General features: G+C 42.5%; 15 protein-coding genes. 13 read left to right on the top strand and 2 right to left on the bottom strand.

The features are described from left to right. The first annotated feature begins 3 nt into the window (after positions 1 to 3). From dxs to spo0A, 6 genes are all read left to right on the top strand, one after another. Positions 4 to 1,896: a 1-deoxy-D-xylulose-5-phosphate synthase gene (gene dxs, locus BO219_RS05655; protein WP_077428730.1), complete on the top strand. Its 1,893-nt coding sequence runs from the start codon at positions 4 to 6 to the stop codon at positions 1,894 to 1,896. 3 nt (positions 1,897 to 1,899) lie between these two features. After that, the gene (locus BO219_RS05650) at positions 1,900 to 2,745 is read left to right on the top strand and encodes a TlyA family RNA methyltransferase (protein ID WP_004889606.1); all 846 of its coding nucleotides are present in this window, start codon (positions 1,900 to 1,902) and stop codon (positions 2,743 to 2,745) included. A 93-nt stretch (positions 2,746 to 2,838) separates the two neighbouring features. Continuing rightward, positions 2,839 to 3,288, top strand: coding sequence for a transcriptional regulator AhrC/ArgR (gene ahrC / locus BO219_RS05645; RefSeq protein ID WP_004889608.1), 450 nt, complete (start codon positions 2,839 to 2,841; stop codon positions 3,286 to 3,288). A gap of 18 nt (positions 3,289 to 3,306) precedes the next feature. Beyond that, positions 3,307 to 5,037 carry a DNA repair protein RecN gene (gene recN / locus BO219_RS05640; protein ID WP_077428729.1) on the top strand — a complete coding sequence of 577 codons (1,731 nt, stop codon included), beginning with the start codon at positions 3,307 to 3,309 and terminating at the stop codon, positions 5,035 to 5,037. Positions 5,038 to 5,152: 115 nt separating this feature from the next. Continuing rightward, complete coding sequence (gene spoIVB / locus BO219_RS05635; RefSeq protein WP_077428728.1) at positions 5,153 to 6,430, top strand: SpoIVB peptidase; 1,278 nt, start codon at positions 5,153 to 5,155, stop codon at positions 6,428 to 6,430. Between the two features lie 217 nt (positions 6,431 to 6,647). Continuing rightward, the gene (gene spo0A / locus BO219_RS05630; protein ID WP_077428727.1) at positions 6,648 to 7,427 is read left to right on the top strand and encodes a sporulation transcription factor Spo0A; all 780 of its coding nucleotides are present in this window, start codon (positions 6,648 to 6,650) and stop codon (positions 7,425 to 7,427) included. Between the two features lie 22 nt (positions 7,428 to 7,449). Here spo0A and BO219_RS05625 read toward each other — a convergent pair whose 3' ends face one another. Then, on the bottom strand, positions 7,450 to 7,596 hold the full coding sequence (locus BO219_RS05625; RefSeq protein ID WP_064498956.1) for a YycC family protein: 147 nt from the start codon (positions 7,594 to 7,596) through the stop codon (positions 7,450 to 7,452). 55 nt (positions 7,597 to 7,651) lie between these two features. Between BO219_RS05625 and BO219_RS05620 the strand changes: the two genes are divergently transcribed. Beyond that, positions 7,652 to 8,386, top strand: coding sequence for a glycerophosphodiester phosphodiesterase (locus tag BO219_RS05620; RefSeq protein WP_077428726.1), 735 nt, complete (start codon positions 7,652 to 7,654; stop codon positions 8,384 to 8,386). On the opposite strand, the gene BO219_RS05615 is transcribed toward BO219_RS05620, so the two are convergent. Further along, positions 8,378 to 8,632, bottom strand: coding sequence for a DUF2627 domain-containing protein (locus BO219_RS05615; RefSeq protein WP_077428725.1), 255 nt, complete (start codon positions 8,630 to 8,632; stop codon positions 8,378 to 8,380). The two genes, BO219_RS05620 and BO219_RS05615, sit on opposite strands and share 9 nt — an antisense overlap. Positions 8,633 to 8,755: 123 nt before the next feature. Here BO219_RS05615 and BO219_RS05610 point away from each other — a divergent pair, with 123 nt between their 5' ends. The 6 genes from BO219_RS05610 (at position 8,756) to BO219_RS05585 (ending at position 16,577) form a co-directional block, all read left to right on the top strand. Then, positions 8,756 to 10,822 carry a sigma 54-interacting transcriptional regulator gene (locus BO219_RS05610; protein ID WP_077428724.1) on the top strand — a complete coding sequence of 689 codons (2,067 nt, stop codon included), beginning with the start codon at positions 8,756 to 8,758 and terminating at the stop codon, positions 10,820 to 10,822. A 128-nt stretch (positions 10,823 to 10,950) separates the two neighbouring features. Beyond that, complete coding sequence (gene yqiS, locus BO219_RS05605) at positions 10,951 to 11,853, top strand: phosphate butyryltransferase (RefSeq protein WP_077428723.1); 903 nt, start codon at positions 10,951 to 10,953, stop codon at positions 11,851 to 11,853. A 16-nt stretch (positions 11,854 to 11,869) separates the two neighbouring features. Next, positions 11,870 to 12,973: a branched-chain amino acid dehydrogenase gene (gene bcd, locus BO219_RS05600; RefSeq protein ID WP_012574611.1), complete on the top strand. Its 1,104-nt coding sequence runs from the start codon at positions 11,870 to 11,872 to the stop codon at positions 12,971 to 12,973. Positions 12,974 to 13,038: 65 nt separating this feature from the next. Beyond that, entirely contained in the window at positions 13,039 to 14,139 is a 1,101-nt protein-coding gene (gene buk, locus BO219_RS05595; RefSeq protein WP_035019500.1) for a butyrate kinase, read from the top strand. A 12-nt stretch (positions 14,140 to 14,151) separates the two neighbouring features. Beyond that, positions 14,152 to 15,573, top strand: coding sequence for a dihydrolipoyl dehydrogenase (gene lpdA / locus BO219_RS05590; protein ID WP_077428722.1), 1,422 nt, complete (start codon positions 14,152 to 14,154; stop codon positions 15,571 to 15,573). Between the two features lie 11 nt (positions 15,574 to 15,584). Continuing rightward, positions 15,585 to 16,577: a thiamine pyrophosphate-dependent dehydrogenase E1 component subunit alpha gene (locus BO219_RS05585; protein ID WP_006318044.1), complete on the top strand. Its 993-nt coding sequence runs from the start codon at positions 15,585 to 15,587 to the stop codon at positions 16,575 to 16,577. Position 16,578 lies beyond the last annotated feature (1 nt).

Genomic DNA, 16,578 nt, shown 5'->3' with positions numbered 1-16,578 from the left:
GCGTTGGATGTTACAGCGATTCAAAACCCAAAATTTTTAAAGCAAATGTCAAATGAACAACTCGTTCAATTGAGCGAGCAAATTCGACAATTTTTAATTGAGAAATTATCGAAAACAGGTGGGCATATTGGTCCGAATCTCGGAGTCGTTGAATTGACGATTGCGCTTCATAAAGTGTTTGATAGCCCGAAAGATAAACTCATTTGGGATGTTGGCCATCAGTCGTATGTGCATAAAATTTTAACTGGGCGTGCTAGTCAATTTGATACGTTGCGACAATATAAAGGATTGTGCGGCTTTCCAAAACGTAGCGAAAGCGAACATGACGTATGGGAAACGGGGCATAGCTCGACATCGTTATCTGCTGCAATGGGTATGGCGATTGCGCGCGACTTAAAAGGAACGGATGAATATATCGTTCCGATCATTGGGGACGGCGCGCTCACCGGCGGAATGGCGCTAGAAGCGTTAAACCATATCGGACATGAGAAAAAAGATATGATTGTCATTTTAAACGATAACGAAATGTCGATTGCTCCAAACGTCGGGGCGCTTCATAATGTACTTGGTCGCCTGCGAACAGCAGGAAAGTATCATTGGGTAAAAGATGAATTAGAAATGTTGTTAAAGAAAATTCCAGCTGTCGGTGGAAAGCTTGCTACAACAGCCGAACGTGTCAAAGATAGCATTAAATATTTGCTCGTTTCAGGCGTATTTTTTGAAGAACTCGGCTTTACGTACTTTGGACCGGTAGATGGCCATAACTTTGAAGACTTATTTGAAAACTTACATTATGCAAAAAAGACGAAAGGGCCTGTTCTTGTTCACGTCATCACGAAAAAGGGAAAAGGATATCACCCAGCGGAAAGCGACAAAGTCGGAACGTGGCACGGAACAGGACCGTATAAAATTGAAACGGGTGATTTCATCCAATCAAAGCAATCTGCTCCATCTTGGAGTGCGCTTGTGAGTGAAACGGTGCGCAAATTAGCGCGCGAAGATCATCGCATTGTTGCCATTACGCCTGCGATGCCTGTTGGCTCAAAATTAGAAGGGTTCGCAAGCGAATTCCCTGAGCGTATGTACGACGTCGGTATTGCTGAGCAACATGCTGCCACGATGGCTGCTGGTTTAGCGACGCAAGGAATGAAACCGTTTTTAGCAATTTATTCAACATTTTTACAACGGGCGTACGACCAAGTTGTTCACGATATTTGCCGTCAAAACTTAAATGTGTTTCTTGGTATTGACCGTGCAGGTCTCGTCGGTGCGGACGGCGAAACGCATCAAGGCGTGTTTGATATCGCCTTTTTACGCCACATTCCAAACATCGTGTTAATGATGCCAAAAGATGAAAATGAGGGGCAACATATGGTATATACAGCCATTCAATACGATGACGGTCCGATTGCGATGCGTTTTCCACGTGGTAATGGTCTTGGTGTACCGATGGATAAGCAATTGAAAAAAATTCCGATCGGTACGTGGGAAGTGTTGCGTGAAGGAACAGACGCCGCCATTCTAACGTTCGGTACGACGATTCTGATGGCGCTTCAAGCAGCTGAACGTCTTGCAAATGAAGGCATTTCTGTACAAGTTGTCAACGCCCGTTTTATTAAGCCGCTTGATGAAGCGATGTTGCATACGCTACTACAACAAAACATGCCGTTACTTACGATTGAAGAAGCGGTACTTCAAGGTGGATTTGGTAGTGCTGTAATTGAATTTGCTCATGATCACGGGTATCATGGGGCGATTATTGATCGAATGGGCATTCCGGACCGTTTTATTGAACATGGCGGTGTGTCGCAACTTCTTGAAGAAATTGGACTAACGACAGAACATGTAATGGAACGAATTTGTTTATTAACTCCGAAAAAAAGAAAAAGGGCATGAGAGATGAAAGGGAAGAAAGAACGTTTAGATGTATTGCTTGTCGAACGCGGATTGGCTGAAACGCGCGAAAAGGCGAAGCGAACAATTATGGCTGGCCTTGTGTATTCAAACGAAATGCGGCTTGACAAACCAGGGGAAAAAGTTCCCGTGGACATTCCGCTAACGGTGAAAGGAAATGCGCTACCGTATGTAAGTCGCGGTGGGCTAAAACTTGAAAAAGCGTTACAAATGTTCGCGCTTGAAGTAAAAGATAAGATTATGGTTGACATTGGTGCATCGACAGGCGGATTTACGGACTGTGCGTTGCAAAATGGAGTGAAGTTGTCGTACGCTCTTGATGTGGGATACAATCAGCTCGCATGGAAACTGCGCCAAGATGAACGTGTTGTAGTCATGGAGCGGACGAACTTTCGTTATGTGACGCCGAGTGATTTTCAACACGGCTTACCAAACTTTGCAACGATCGATGTGTCGTTTATTTCATTAAAATTAATTTTACCCGTCTTAAAAACGATTTTAGTGCCGCATAGCGATATCGTTGCTTTAGTCAAACCGCAATTTGAAGCGGGAAAAGAGTTTGTCGGAAAAAAGGGGATTGTCCGCGATGCACGTGTTCATGTGCACGTACTTGAAACAATTACTGCATTTGCGCAACAAGAAGGGTACGACATTATTGGGCTAACCCACTCGCCGATTACAGGCGGTGACGGAAATATTGAATTTTTGCTTCATTTACGTTGGGAAGGCAAAGAAGAAGTAGGAGAAAATCGCTTGACTGTTTCTCCAGAAGAAGTAGTTGCCAGGGCACACGGCGAGTTGAAAGAAAATAAAGAACATGCGGGGGAATAACGATCGGTTATTCCCTCTTGTTTGCTCGTCTGTCGTTCGGTAACATAGAAGTATAAATATGCATATGTTATACACACGAAAGAGGTGTTTTCGTTGAATAAAGGACAACGTCATATTAAAATTCGTGAAATTATTTCAAATCATGATATTGAAACACAAGATGAGCTTGTTGATATGTTGCGCAAAGAAGGTTTTAACGTCACGCAAGCAACGGTGTCTCGTGACATTAAAGAACTTCATTTAGTAAAAGTGCCGATGATGGATGGGCGATATAAATATAGCTTACCTGCCGATCAACGATTTAATCCGCTCCAAAAGTTAAAACGAGCGCTCATGGATGCATTTGTAAAAATTGATGGAGCAGGTCACCTGCTCGTTATGAAAACGCTGCCGGGAAATGCGCATGCTATCGGTGTACTGCTCGATCATTTAGAATGGGATGAAATTGTTGGCACGATTTGTGGTGATGATACTTGCTTAATTATTTGCCGCACGCCAGAAGATACAGAAGTTATTTCAAAACGATTGTTGGACATGCTGTAATAAAGGTGTGAGCGTAAGATGTTAGCGGAGTTATCTATCAAAAATTTTGCCATTATTGAATCCCTTTCGCTTTCGTTTGAAAAAGGATTAACCGTTTTAACTGGAGAAACGGGAGCGGGAAAATCCATTATTATTGATGCCATTCATTTGTTAATTGGCGGACGCGGCTCAGCAGAATTTGTTCGATACGGTGAAACAAAAGCAGAAATCGAAGGTCTTTTTTTGCTTGAACAAGATGATCACCCGTGTTACAGCAAATGTGCCGAGCTTGGCATCGATATAAGCGATGGGATGATTGTGCTTCGTCGGGAGCTAACGATAAACGGAAAAAGCGTCTGTCGCGTAAACGGAAAATTAGTCACGATCGCGACATTGCGTGAAATTGGCTCCACACTTGTAGATATTCACGGACAACATGAGCATCAAGAATTGCTTGATGAAAATAAGCATTTATATTTATTAGATGAATATGGAGGCGAGCGTATTCGTGACGCATTAGAGGAATATAAAGCTTTATATGCGGCATACGAGCGAGTCAAGCGTCAACTGCAAAAGTTAAATGAAAATGAGCAACAAATGGCGCATCGTTTAGATTTATTAACTTTTCAGTTAGATGAAATTCAAAAAGCAGAGCTACAGTTAGATGAAGATGAACAGCTAATGGAAGAGCGGCGAAAAATCGTTAACTTCCAGAAAATATACGAGGCGTTACAAAGTAGCTATGAAGCGCTTTACGGGGAGCAACGCGGACTTGATTGGATTGGATTAGCGATGAATCATTTAGATCATGTGAGCGAAATCGATTCATCGTTGAAACAAGCCCAAGAAGTTGTATCGAACTGTTATTATTTGTTAGAAGAAGTGGCTCATCAACTGCGTGAGCAATTAGATCAATTAGAATACGATCCGCTTCGACTTGATGAAATTGAAAGTCGCTTAAATGAAATTAACCATTTGAAACGCAAATACGGCCAAACAGTACGTGACATCTTAGAATATGCGGCGAAAGTGGAAGAAGAAATTGAAACGATTCAACACCGCGATGATCATATTCATAAATTGCAGACCGAACTTCAATCCATTACGGCTGATTTATTAGTTGAAGCGAAACATATAAGCGAATTGCGTATGCAATATGCGAAACAACTGATCGACGACATTCATCAAGAACTAAAAGATTTATACATGGAAAAAACGACGTTTGATGTTGTTTTTCGAAAAAGGCAAGGAACGTACGATGATCCATTGCTTGACGGAACGCCTGTAAAGTTGCAAGCAGACGGAATGGACGAAGTGGAGTTTTACATTTCAACGAATCCAGGGGAACCGTTAAAACCGCTTGCCAAAGTTGCATCAGGTGGAGAATTATCGCGCATGATGCTTGCCTTAAAGAGCATTTTCTCTAAACATCAAGGTGTCACATCTATTATTTTTGATGAAGTCGATACCGGTGTAAGCGGTCGCGTCGCTCAAGCCATTGCGGAAAAAATTTATCGCGTGGCACGCCATTCGCAAGTATTATGCATTTCGCACTTACCACAAGTGGCAGCGATGGCGGATACGCATTTATTTATTGCAAAAGAAACGAAGGATGGACGGACAACAACAACGGTGGAAGCGTTAAACGAACAAGAAAAAATTAACGAAATTAGCCGTATGATTTCTGGAGTGGAGATTACAGACTTAACGAAACAGCATGCACGTGAGTTATTGCAATTAGCTAAAAAGATCAAAAACGAAACAACATAAATACCAACATTGACATTGTTTTTTTCATTTTATCCGGTTATATTTCATTCGTTTCAGGCAACATTAAATAGTGTAGGATTCGGTGTGTACGTAGGAACGAGGAGAGTGAAGACATTTGAATTTTGACAAGTTAAGAAAAGGAATAGGTGCATTTCTCCTTGTTTCTTTTATCGTTCTAAGTATGGCAACACCATTTCAAAAGTATGTAAATATTCCAAAACAAATTGTATTATTTCAAGGACAAACGGCTCATGTGCCTGTGTTCGGTTCTGCTCATGCGATAACGACAAACGCTGTTTCTGTTCGACAAAAAGAAAAATTAGCGATTAGTGGAGAACATGTTGGAGAAAGCGATGTCATTTTACAAATGGCAGGATTTCCAATTAAACAAGTAAATGTAAAAGTATTGCCAGATTTCAAAGTTGTTCCCGGTGGTCAATCGATCGGCGTGAAGTTAAATACGATTGGCGTTCTTGTCGTCGGTCACCATTTAGTGGAGACGGAACAAGGAAAACAATCTCCCGGGGAGAAGGCTGGCATTCAAATAGGGGACGCGATTACCCACATTAACGGACAAAAAATCGAAAAAATGACGGATGTTTCTCCATTCATTGAAGAGGCGGGAAGAACGGGTAAACCTTTACGATTAACCGTTGCTCGTGATCACCATACGTTTGAAACAACACTGACTCCGTTGAAAGATAAGCACGATCAGGCGTATCGTATCGGATTATACATTCGCGACTCAGCAGCAGGAATTGGAACAATGACGTTTTTCGATCCGAAATCAAACATATATGGAGCACTCGGGCATGTCATCTCCGACATGGATACGAAAAAGCCGATTGTCGTTCGGGATGGAACGATTGTTAAGTCGACAGTGACGGCGATCGATAAAGGAAGAAACGGAAGTCCTGGTGAAAAACTGGCGAGATTTTCGGCCGATAAACAAGTGATTGGTGACATTAAAACGAACAGCCCGTTCGGTATTTTTGGTAAACTCTCAAAACCGATTCAAAATGGTATTTTTGACAAACCGATGCCCATTGCTCTGTCGACAGACGTAAAAAAAGGTCCAGCAAAAATATTAACCGTCGTCGAGCAAGATCGGGTGGAAGCGTTTGATGTTGAAATCGTTAGTGTGACACCGCAAAAATTCCCAGCTACAAAAGGAATGGTCATCAAAGTAACCGATCCACGACTGTTAGAAAAAACGGGTGGAATCGTTCAAGGGATGAGTGGAAGCCCGATTATTCAAGATGGAAAACTTGTTGGGGCTGTGACACACGTGTTTGTTAACGATCCGACATCCGGCTACGGCGTGCACATTGAATGGATGTTGCATGAAGCTGGAATTAACATTTATGATCGAAACGAACAAAAAGCGAGCTGATATTAGCTTGCTTTTTGTTTTTCCACGCAATTTGTCATATTTTATCATGACACGATGTAAACATATAGTGTAAAATGAAAGAAACAGCGTGTACGAATACTTTATGAAAAATATAAATTATTTGACTAATTTTGTGAAGGAAAAAGGATTTTTGTCTATTACGTCGAATTAAGCACGTATGTGACAAAAGATCATTGCTTTAGGGAGGAAGGATTTCGTGAGTACAATCAAAGTGTGCATTGTAGATGATAATCGTGAGTTAGTGCATTTGCTTGAAGAATACATTACAAGCCAAGGGGATATGGAAGTTATTGGCGTTGCATATAACGGACAAGATTGCTTGCAGTTGCTGCGCGATCGCGATCCTGATGTCCTCGTTCTTGACATTATTATGCCGCATTTAGACGGTTTGGCTGTATTAGAAAAGCTGCGCATGATTAAACAGCCATTACCGAACGTAATCATGCTCACGGCATTTGGGCAAGAAGATGTAACGAAAAAAGCAGTTGAACTTGGCGCTTCTTACTTCATTTTAAAACCGTTTGACATTGAGCATTTAGTCAATCAAATTCGCCACGTATGTGGCAAAAAACCAGCCGTATTCAAACGACCGCTTCTTGCGCCAATTCGTGACGGAAAACCGAAAAATTTAGACGCAAGCATTACGAGCATTATTCACGAAATTGGCGTTCCTGCGCACATTAAAGGATATTTATATTTGCGTGAAGCGATTGCGATGGTATACAACGATGTTGAATTGCTTGGATCAATTACAAAAGTGCTTTACCCAGACATTGCGAAAAAATACAATACGACAGCTAGTCGCGTTGAGCGAGCGATTCGTCATGCGATCGAAGTCGCGTGGAGTCGCGGTAATTTAGAATCCATTTCCTCTTTGTTTGGTCATACTGTCAGCATGTCGAAAGCGAAACCGACAAATTCCGAATTTATTGCGATGGTCGCTGATCGGCTAAGACTTGAACATAAAGCGAGCTAATAAAAATAAGGTAGTCGAACGGCTACCTTTTTTGTTGTTCCTTTTTTTCGATTTCAAGTAACTTTTGGATTAATATGTGCTGAGGCATGTGCATAATTTGTTCTAGTGGGACATTTAATGCTTTTGCTAGCTTTTGGGCGGTTTCTAACGAAATTTGTAACGGTCGCATACATTTCACTCCTTTCATACGTTAAGTATAAAACATTTTTTAAGGTGGGAAAAGGATGACACATATTTTTGCTCATCGTGGATCAGCAGGAACGCATCCAGAAAATACGATGATTTCGTTTATGGAAGCGGCACGTGTGGAAGCGGACGGAATTGAACTTGATGTACAACTCTCGAGAGACGGTGTGGTTGTCGTCATTCATGATGAAACAGTGAATCGAACGACAGACGGAACAGGATGGGTAGGACAGATGACGTATCGGCAATTACGGAAATTAAATGCTAATTATAAATTTAAAAAATACGGCTTTTGTCCCATTCCATCGTTACAAGAAGTGCTTGAGTGGGCGAAAAACACGTCGTTACTCATCAATATTGAACTAAAAAACAACCTGATCCCTTATGAACGGTTAGAAGAAAAAGTGATTGAACTCGTTGAACGATACGATTTAGCATCGCGTGTCATTTTTTCCTCGTTCAACCACGAAAGTATGGCAACATGTCACCAATTGGCTCCCCATATTGAAACAGCGCTACTATATATGGAAAAGTTGCATCGGCCGTGGAGCTACGCTCATACGTTACAGGCGCTAGCGCTTCATCCGTATCACCCAACTGTAAATCGATCGTTTGTTGAAGCGGCTCACGCTCATCATTTGCTCGTCCGTCCTTTTACGATCAATAAAGAAGAGTTGATGAAAACGATGTTTCAATATGAAGTAGATGGTATATTTACCGATTTTCCAGAAAAAGCGCAAAACGTACGCGAAAAAACGCTTCGATCACTCTGAATCGAAGCGTTTCTTTTTTTGGAAGCGTGGTTGCACTTTATTTCGTTTTCGATCGCGATGCAAAATAAATCCTGCAATAAAGCCAAGACCGACAAGAAAACAAAATAAGCCAAGCAAAAACTGGACAATAAGTGAAGGAATAGGTGCGTGTAAAATACCGAATATTGTATCACGCATCCATTTAATTCCCAATGCTGCTATAAATCCGGGAACAAGTAAAATAAGTAGGGCGATCATTCGTTGCATAAAACAAAACCCTTTCCGTTTGTTCTGTTTTCATCATAAATGTTTTTGATGGTTTGTCAAGAAGAGAAAAACAATGTATGATGAAAGCGTCTGCAAAAAATTGCAAACGAATAGGTGATGGGAATGAAAAAAGTATTAATTGTCGGGGCAGGCAAAGGTGGAAGTGCGCTATTAAAAATGTTTCATGAAACAAAACTGATGGATGTTGTGGCGATTGTCGATCGAAACGACGATGCGCCAGGGATAAAGGCTGCGCGTGACATGGGTATTCAAACGAGCAACCATTGGCGTGATGTGTTAACGGACGACATCGACATCATTGTTGAAGTCACAGGAGACGACGAAGTGTTTACTACGTTGCGTAAAGCAAGCGCTGCGCATACGGTCGTCATTCCGGGTGATATTGCCTATATTATTGCACAACTTGTCGAAGAAAAAGAACAACTTATTGCTACGTTAAAAACAGCGACAACAAAGCACGATTTGATTTTTAACTCCACACATGATGGAATGGTTGTTATTGATGAACGTGGTTTTGTAACGCATATGAATCCAAGTGCAGAGAAGATGATTGGAAAAAGGAAAAAGGAAGTTATAGGATCACATATTTTGCATGTCATTCCAGCTAGCGGATTGCCACGCGTATTACAGACAAGAGAAGTCGAGTTGAATCAAGAATTGTTATTAGAAAACGGGAAAAAAATGATTACGACACGTATTCCGTTAATCGATGAAAACGGCAAATTGTTTGGCGCTTTTGCGGTATTTAAAGATATTACAGAAGTTGTCCATTTGGCAGAAGAAGTAACAAATTTAAAAGAAATTCGCACGATGTTAGAAGCCATTATTCATTCTTCTGAAGAAGCGATCTCCGTTGTTGATGAATATGGCAATGGTATTTTAATTAACCCAGCGTATACAAAGCTAACAGGCTTATCAGAAGAAGAAGTGATCGGAAAACCGGCGACAGCGGATATTTCAGAAGGGGAAAGCATGCATATGAAAGTGTTAAAAACGCGACGACCAGTAAGAGGTGCGCGCATGAAAGTCGGACCGAAAAAGCGAGATGTCGTCGTGAATGTAGCCCCCATTATCGTTGATGGGGTATTAAAAGGGAGCGTCGGTGTCATTCATGATGTATCTGAAATTGAACAGTTGACCTCTGAGTTACAGCGCGCTCGTCAAATTATTCGTACGCTAGAGGCGAAATATTCATTTGATGACATCGTTGGCACGTCTGAGGAAATGATGTTAGCGATTGAACAAGCGAAGTTGGCAGCGAAAACACCAGCAACCATTTTGCTTCGTGGCGAATCCGGGACAGGAAAAGAATTGTTTGCACATGCTATTCATAATGCGAGTGATCGAAAATATCACAAATTCGTTCGCGTCAATTGCGCTGCCATTTCTGAGTCACTACTTGAAAGCGAATTGTTTGGTTATGAGGAAGGGGCGTTTTCTGGTGCAAGACGCGGAGGAAAAAAGGGACTATTTGAAGAGGCAAACAACGGAAGCATTTTTTTAGATGAGATTGGCGAGTTATCCGCTAATATGCAAGCCAAACTATTACGGGTGCTGCAAGAAAAAGAAATTGTGCGCGTCGGTGGCACAAAGCCGATTCCGATTAATGTACGTGTCATTGCAGCAACAAATGTTCACCTCGAAAAAGCGATTGCCGATGGGACTTTTCGTGAAGACTTATACTATCGGTTAAATCGCATGCCGATTTACATCCCACCGCTACGTGCTCGAAAGCAAGATATTCCAGCTTTATGTGAACGACTCATACAAAAACTAAATCAAGACTATGGACGTAATGTGGAAGGGATTACAGATGATGCGCTCGCATATTTACTCTCTTACGATTGGCCAGGCAATGTGCGTGAGTTAGAAAACGTATTAGGGCGCGCCATGATTTTTATGAAATATAACGAAGTCATCATTGAGCGTAAACATATTTCATTGTTGCATAAGCCGAAGGAGCAAGAACATGTTTCATCACACGAATCATCGGCTGTGCACAAACCGTTAGCGGTGCTTGTGGAACAATATGAAGCCAAAGTGATTGAACGTGTTTTGCAATCATGTCAAGGGAATAAAACGGCAGCTGCCAAACAGCTTGGCATTTCTATTCGAAATTTATATTACAAACTTGAAAAGTATGGACTTGATAAAAAAAGCATGCAATAATGTTCATAGTATGCAAAAATCTGCAATAAAAAACAAATAAAAGTAAAGCGTTTTCAATCAAAAAGAAGTTGGCACACTTTTTGCAAGAATAAAAGGTGACGAAAAAACAAAGGGGTTGAGCAGATGAGATGAAGCTACAATCGTTGGTCACCAAAGCAACCCAATTTCCTGAAGCAACGGTAGCTGTTGCGGCAGCAGAAGACGAAGAAGTGTTAAAAGCGGTCGCACAAGCGCTACAAGCAGGATTCGGGCGATTTATCTTATATGGCGATGAATCCGTTTTATCACGCCTCGTTGCTGAACACGTCCAAGATGTCGGTCACGACGCTATCCGCATCGTTCACGCTTCGACAAACGAAGAAGCAGCCCATATGGCTGTGAAAGCGGTGCATGAAAAGGAAGCAAGTGTCTTGATGAAAGGGAACGTACCGACAGCAACGATTTTAAAGGCGGTGCTAAATAAAGAATATGGACTTCGTACAGGCCGTGTTTTATCGCATGTTGCTGTATTTGATGTGCCGCATTATGAACGTCCTATTCTTGTTACTGACGCAGCGATGAATATCGCACCTGATTTACAACAAAAAACAGAAATTATTATGAACGCAGTACAAGTGGCAAAAGCAATTGGCATCCATATGCCGAAAGTTGCACCACTCGCCGCCGTTGAAGTCGTTAATCCAGCGATGCCGGCAACGATTGATGCAGCCGCATTGTCTCTTATGAATCAACGCGGACAGTTGAAAGATTGCATCGTCGATGGACCGCTCGCTTTAGATAACGCCATTTCCGTTGAATCAGCGCAACATAAAGGCATTCAAAGTTCGGTAGCAGGACATGCGGATATTTTAGTTGTGCCGAACATTGAAACGGGAAATGTGCTATATAAATCACTCGTGTACTTTGCCCGCGCGCAAGTAGGGGCGATGATTGCTGGTGCAAAAGCACCTATTGTATTAACATCTCGCGCAGATTCAGCAGAAAGTAAATTATACTCGCTAGCACTAGCCATTTGCGCAACGAACAAATAACAAGGGGGAACGAAAGATGGAGATTTTTAAATATATGGAACAATACGACTATGAGCAATTAGTATTTTGCCAAGATAAAGAATCAGGATTAAAAGCGATCATTGCGATTCACGATACAACGCTTGGACCAGCGTTAGGCGGTACGCGCATGTGGATGTATGAATCAGAAGATGCAGCCATTGAAGATGCGCTTCGTTTAGCGCGTGGGATGACATACAAAAACGCAGCAGCTGGATTAAATCTTGGCGGTGGAAAAGCGGTTATCATTGGGGATCCGCGTAAAGATAAAAACGAAGCGATGTTCCGTGCGTTCGGTCGCTTCATTCAAGGGTTAAATGGCCGTTATATTACAGCGGAAGACGTTGGTACAACGGTTGCTGATATGGACATTATTTACGAAGAAACGGATTATGTGACAGGTATTTCACCAGCGTTTGGTTCATCTGGAAATCCTTCTCCGGTTACTGCATACGGCGTGTATCGCGGTATGAAAGCAGCGGCAAAAGAAGCATTTGGTAGCGATTCGCTTGAAGGAAAAGTGATCGCGGTACAAGGTGTTGGTAATGTTGCTTACAATTTATGCCGTCATCTTCATGAAGAAGGAGCGAAGCTGATCGTTACAGACATTAATAAAGAGGCAGTGCAACGCGTTGTTGAAGAATTTGGGGCGCAAGCGGTAGACCCGAACGATATTTATAGTGTGCAATGCGACATTTTTGCTCCATGTGCGCTTGGAGGAATTATTAACGACCAAACAATTCCGCAATTGAAAGCAAAAGTTATTGCTGGTGCTGCGAACAATCAATTGCGTGAAGCAAGACATGGAGACATCATTCATGAAATGGGTATCGTTTATGCGCCAGACTACGTCATTAACGCGGGTGGCGTCATTAACGTAGCGGATGAGTTATATGGATACAACCGCGAACGTGCGATGAAAAAAGTTGAACAAATTTATAACAATATTGAAAAAGTCATCGAAATTGCGAAACGTGACGGCATTCCAACATACCAAGCAGCCGACCGTTTAGCTGAAGAACGCATTGCGAAAATGCGTCAATCACGTAGCCAATTTTTACAAAACGGTCAACACATTTTAAGCCGTCGCCGTACGCGCTAAAAATATGCAATGAAGCGAGGACGTATGTTCTCGCTTCGTCGATGATAAAAATGGAGGGTTACACATTGCAGGAACATTCATTTCGCATCTTAGTCATTAATCCGGGATCGACGTCAACGAAAATTGGCGTCTTTGATAACGAGCGCTCCATTTTAGAAAAAACGATTCGTCATGATACAGAAGCGTTACGAGCGTACAAAAAAATTATTGACCAATACGAATTTCGCAAACAAACGATTTTAGAAACGCTTGACCATGAAGGAATTAATATTTCTAAGCTCGACGCAGTATGCGGACGCGGTGGCTTACTTCGTCCGATTGAAGGTGGCACATATGCTGTCAATGAGGCGATGCTACAAGATTTAAAGCGTGGCTATTCCGGTCAGCACGCTTCGAATCTCGGTGGAATTTTAGCGCATGAAATTGCTTCAGCATTAAACATTCCAGCGTTTATCGTCGATCCAGTCGTTGTAGATGAACTTGACCCGATTGCTCGCGTTTCTGGATTTTCATTAATTGAGCGTCGAAGCATTTTCCACGCGTTAAATCAAAAAGCAGTAGCGCGTCGTGTTGCTAAACAAATGGGAAAAACATATGAGGAGGTCAATTTCATCGTCGCGCATATGGGCGGGGGTATTACAGTTGGTGCACATCAACGCGGACGCGTTATTGATGTCAACAACGGATTGGACGGAGAAGGTCCGTTTAGCCCTGAACGTGCCGGTACTGTGCCAGCGGGTGATCTCGTTTCTCTCTGTTTCTCTGGTGAATATTATCGTGAGGAAATTATGCGCATGCTCGTTGGTGGCGGGGGGCTCGTTGGCTATTTAGGGACGAACGATGCGGTGAAAGTCGAAAAAATGATTGAAAATGGCGACGAAAAGGCGAAGCTCATTTACAGTGCGATGGCATATCAAGTAGCGAAAGAAATTGGAGCTGCAAGCGCAGTATTATCAGGAAAAGTTGATGCCATTATTTTAACGGGCGGTTTAGCATACGGAAAACAGTTTGTGAAAGAAATTGCGGATCGCGTACAATGGATTGCCGATGTTATCGTGCAACCAGGAGAGAATGAACTGCAGGCGCTTGCTGAAGGGGCGCTTCGCGTATTGCGCGGAGAAGAAGAAGCGAAACAATATCCACAAGCGGTCAAAACAACGGTTTAAGGGGATGAAACGATGGCAAAAGAATACGATGTAGTCATACTTGGGGGCGGAACGGGCGGATATGTCGCTGCGATTCGCGCTGCTCAGCTCGGTTTAAAAACAGCAGTTGTAGAAAAAGGAAAGCTTGGTGGAACGTGTTTGCATGCGGGATGTATTCCAAGCAAAGCATTATTACGGAGCGCGGAAGTGTATGCACAAACGAAAGAAAGTGAAACGTTTGGTGTACTTGCTAGCGAGGTGCGTTTAGATTTTGCTAAAGTGCAATCGCGCAAACAAGCCATTATTGATCAACTGCATAAAGGCATCCACATGTTAATGAAAAAAGGGAAAATCGATGTATATGAAGGAACGGGACGCATTCTAGGCCCATCCATTTTTTCACCAATGCCGGGAACGATTTCAGTTGAGATGAATGATGGAACGGAAAATGAAATGCTTGTGCCGAAGTATGTTGTTATTGCAACAGGTTCCCGTCCACGTACGTTGCCTGGCTTAACCATTGACGGTCAATTCGTTATGACGTCAGATGAAGCATTGCGTATGGAGACGTTGCCATCTTCGATCATTATTGTCGGTGGTGGCGTCATTGGCATCGAATGGGCATCGATGTTGAATGACTTTGGCGTGGATGTTACGGTCATTGAATATGCAGATCGTATTTTGCCAACAGAAGATCGCGATGTCTCCAAAGAAATTGAAAAAATATTAAAACAACGTGGTGTACGCATCGTTACAAAAGCAAAAGTATTGCCTGACACACTCGTTGTTGAAAATGGTGTCCGCATTCAAGCAGAAATCAACGGACAAAATGAAACGTTTACAGCAGACAAAATGCTCGTTTCCGTTGGACGTCAAGCAAATATTGAAGGTATCGGATTAGAAAATACTGACATTGTCATTGAAAAAGGCTTTATTCAAACGAATGAATACTATCAAACAAAAGAAAAACATATTTACGCCATTGGCGATGTGATCGGTGGCTTACAGCTTGCTCATGTCGCTTCACATGAAGGGATTATTGCGATTGAGCATCTTGCTGGAAAAGAAGTTCATCCGCTTGATTATGCGATGGTGCCAAAATGTATTTATAGTCGTCCGGAGGCAGCAAGTGTAGGTTTGACAGAAGAAGAGGCGAAGGCAAAAGGATATGACGTGAAAGTCGGCAAATTCCCTTTCAAAGCGATTGGAAAAGCGCTTGTATACGGAGAAGCTGAAGGGTTTGTAAAAATTGTTGCTGATGCAAAAACAGACGATTTGCTCGGCGTGCATATGGTTGGTCCGCACGTCACAGATATGATTTCCGAAGCTGGATTAGCACGTGTGCTTGATGCGACACCGTGGGAAATTGCTCACACAATTCATCCGCATCCGACGCTGTCAGAGGCGATGATGGAAGCAGCGCTTGCTGTTGATGGAAAAGCGATTCATTTTTAAAGGAGGAATGAATGATGCGTCATAAACAACTCGGTTTGAGTGATGAAACCGTTTTACAAATGTATGAAACGATGGTGTTAGCACGTAAAATTGACGAACGGATGTGGTTATTAAACCGCGCAGGTAAAATTCCATTCGTCATCTCTTGTCAAGGACAAGAAGCGGCGCAAGTAGGAGCGGCATTCGCTTTGGATCGTACGAAAGATTATGTGTTGCCATATTATCGCGATATGGGTGTCGTATTAACGTTTGGGATGACGCCGACAGAATTGATGCTTTCCGCATTTGCAAAAGCGGAAGATCCAAACTCTGGCGGTCGCCAAATGCCAGGGCATTTCGGGAAAAAGAAAAACCGCATCGTCACAGGTTCTTCTCCAGTTACAACACAAGTACCACATGCTGTTGGGATCGCTTTAGCAGCGAAAATGGAGAAAAAAGATTTCGTATCGTTCGTTACATTTGGGGAAGGGTCTTCGAACCAAGGTGACTTCCATGAAGGGGCTAACTTTGCAGGCGTTCATAAGCTGCCGGTCATTTTTATGTGCGAAAACAATAAATATGCGATCTCTGTTCCAATTGAAAAACAATTAGCATGCGAAAAAGTGTCAGATCGTGCCATCGGCTATGGCATGCCAGGGTATACAGTGGATGGTACAGATCCGCTTGAAGTATATCGCGTTGTCAAAGAAGCAGCCGATCGTGCGCGCCGTGGTGAAGGACCAACATTAATTGAAACGGTTGCTTATCGCTTAACAGCGCATTCGTCGGATGATGACGATCGTGCATATCGTACGCCAGAAGAAATTGCAGAGGCAAAGTCAAAAGATCCAATTTATTTATTTGCAAACTACTTAAAAGAAGTAGGCGTATTAACAGATGAGTTGGAAAAAGAAATTCTCGATCGCGTCATGAAACAAGTGAACGAAGCAACAGACTACGCAGAAAAAGCACCATATGCACAACCAGAACATGCGTTGAAATACGTATACGCAGAGGAGGAATAAA

It is taken from the genome of Anoxybacillus kestanbolensis (assembly GCF_001996285.1).
GTDB classification, from domain to species: domain Bacteria; phylum Bacillota; class Bacilli; order Bacillales; family Anoxybacillaceae; genus Anoxybacillus; species Anoxybacillus kestanbolensis_A.
Note: the sequence above shows the minus strand (reverse complement) of the source record. Positions and strands in the feature narration are given on the sequence as shown.

Coding starts and splice junctions, on each gene's coding strand:
- BO219_RS05650 (WP_004889606.1), top strand. CDS start 1,900: ATGAAAGGGAAGAAAGAACGTTTAGATGTATTGCTTGTCGAACGCGGA.
- recN (WP_077428729.1), top strand. CDS start 3,307: ATGTTAGCGGAGTTATCTATCAAAAATTTTGCCATTATTGAATCCCTT.
- BO219_RS05625 (WP_064498956.1), bottom strand. CDS start 7,596: ATGCGACCGTTACAAATTTCGTTAGAAACCGCCCAAAAGCTAGCAAAA.
- BO219_RS05620 (WP_077428726.1), top strand. CDS start 7,652: ATGACACATATTTTTGCTCATCGTGGATCAGCAGGAACGCATCCAGAA.
- BO219_RS05615 (WP_077428725.1), bottom strand. CDS start 8,632: ATGCAACGAATGATCGCCCTACTTATTTTACTTGTTCCCGGATTTATA.
- BO219_RS05610 (WP_077428724.1), top strand. CDS start 8,756: ATGAAAAAAGTATTAATTGTCGGGGCAGGCAAAGGTGGAAGTGCGCTA.
- yqiS (WP_077428723.1), top strand. CDS start 10,951: ATGAAGCTACAATCGTTGGTCACCAAAGCAACCCAATTTCCTGAAGCA.
- bcd (WP_012574611.1), top strand. CDS start 11,870: ATGGAGATTTTTAAATATATGGAACAATACGACTATGAGCAATTAGTA.
- lpdA (WP_077428722.1), top strand. CDS start 14,152: ATGGCAAAAGAATACGATGTAGTCATACTTGGGGGCGGAACGGGCGGA.
- BO219_RS05585 (WP_006318044.1), top strand. CDS start 15,585: ATGATGCGTCATAAACAACTCGGTTTGAGTGATGAAACCGTTTTACAA.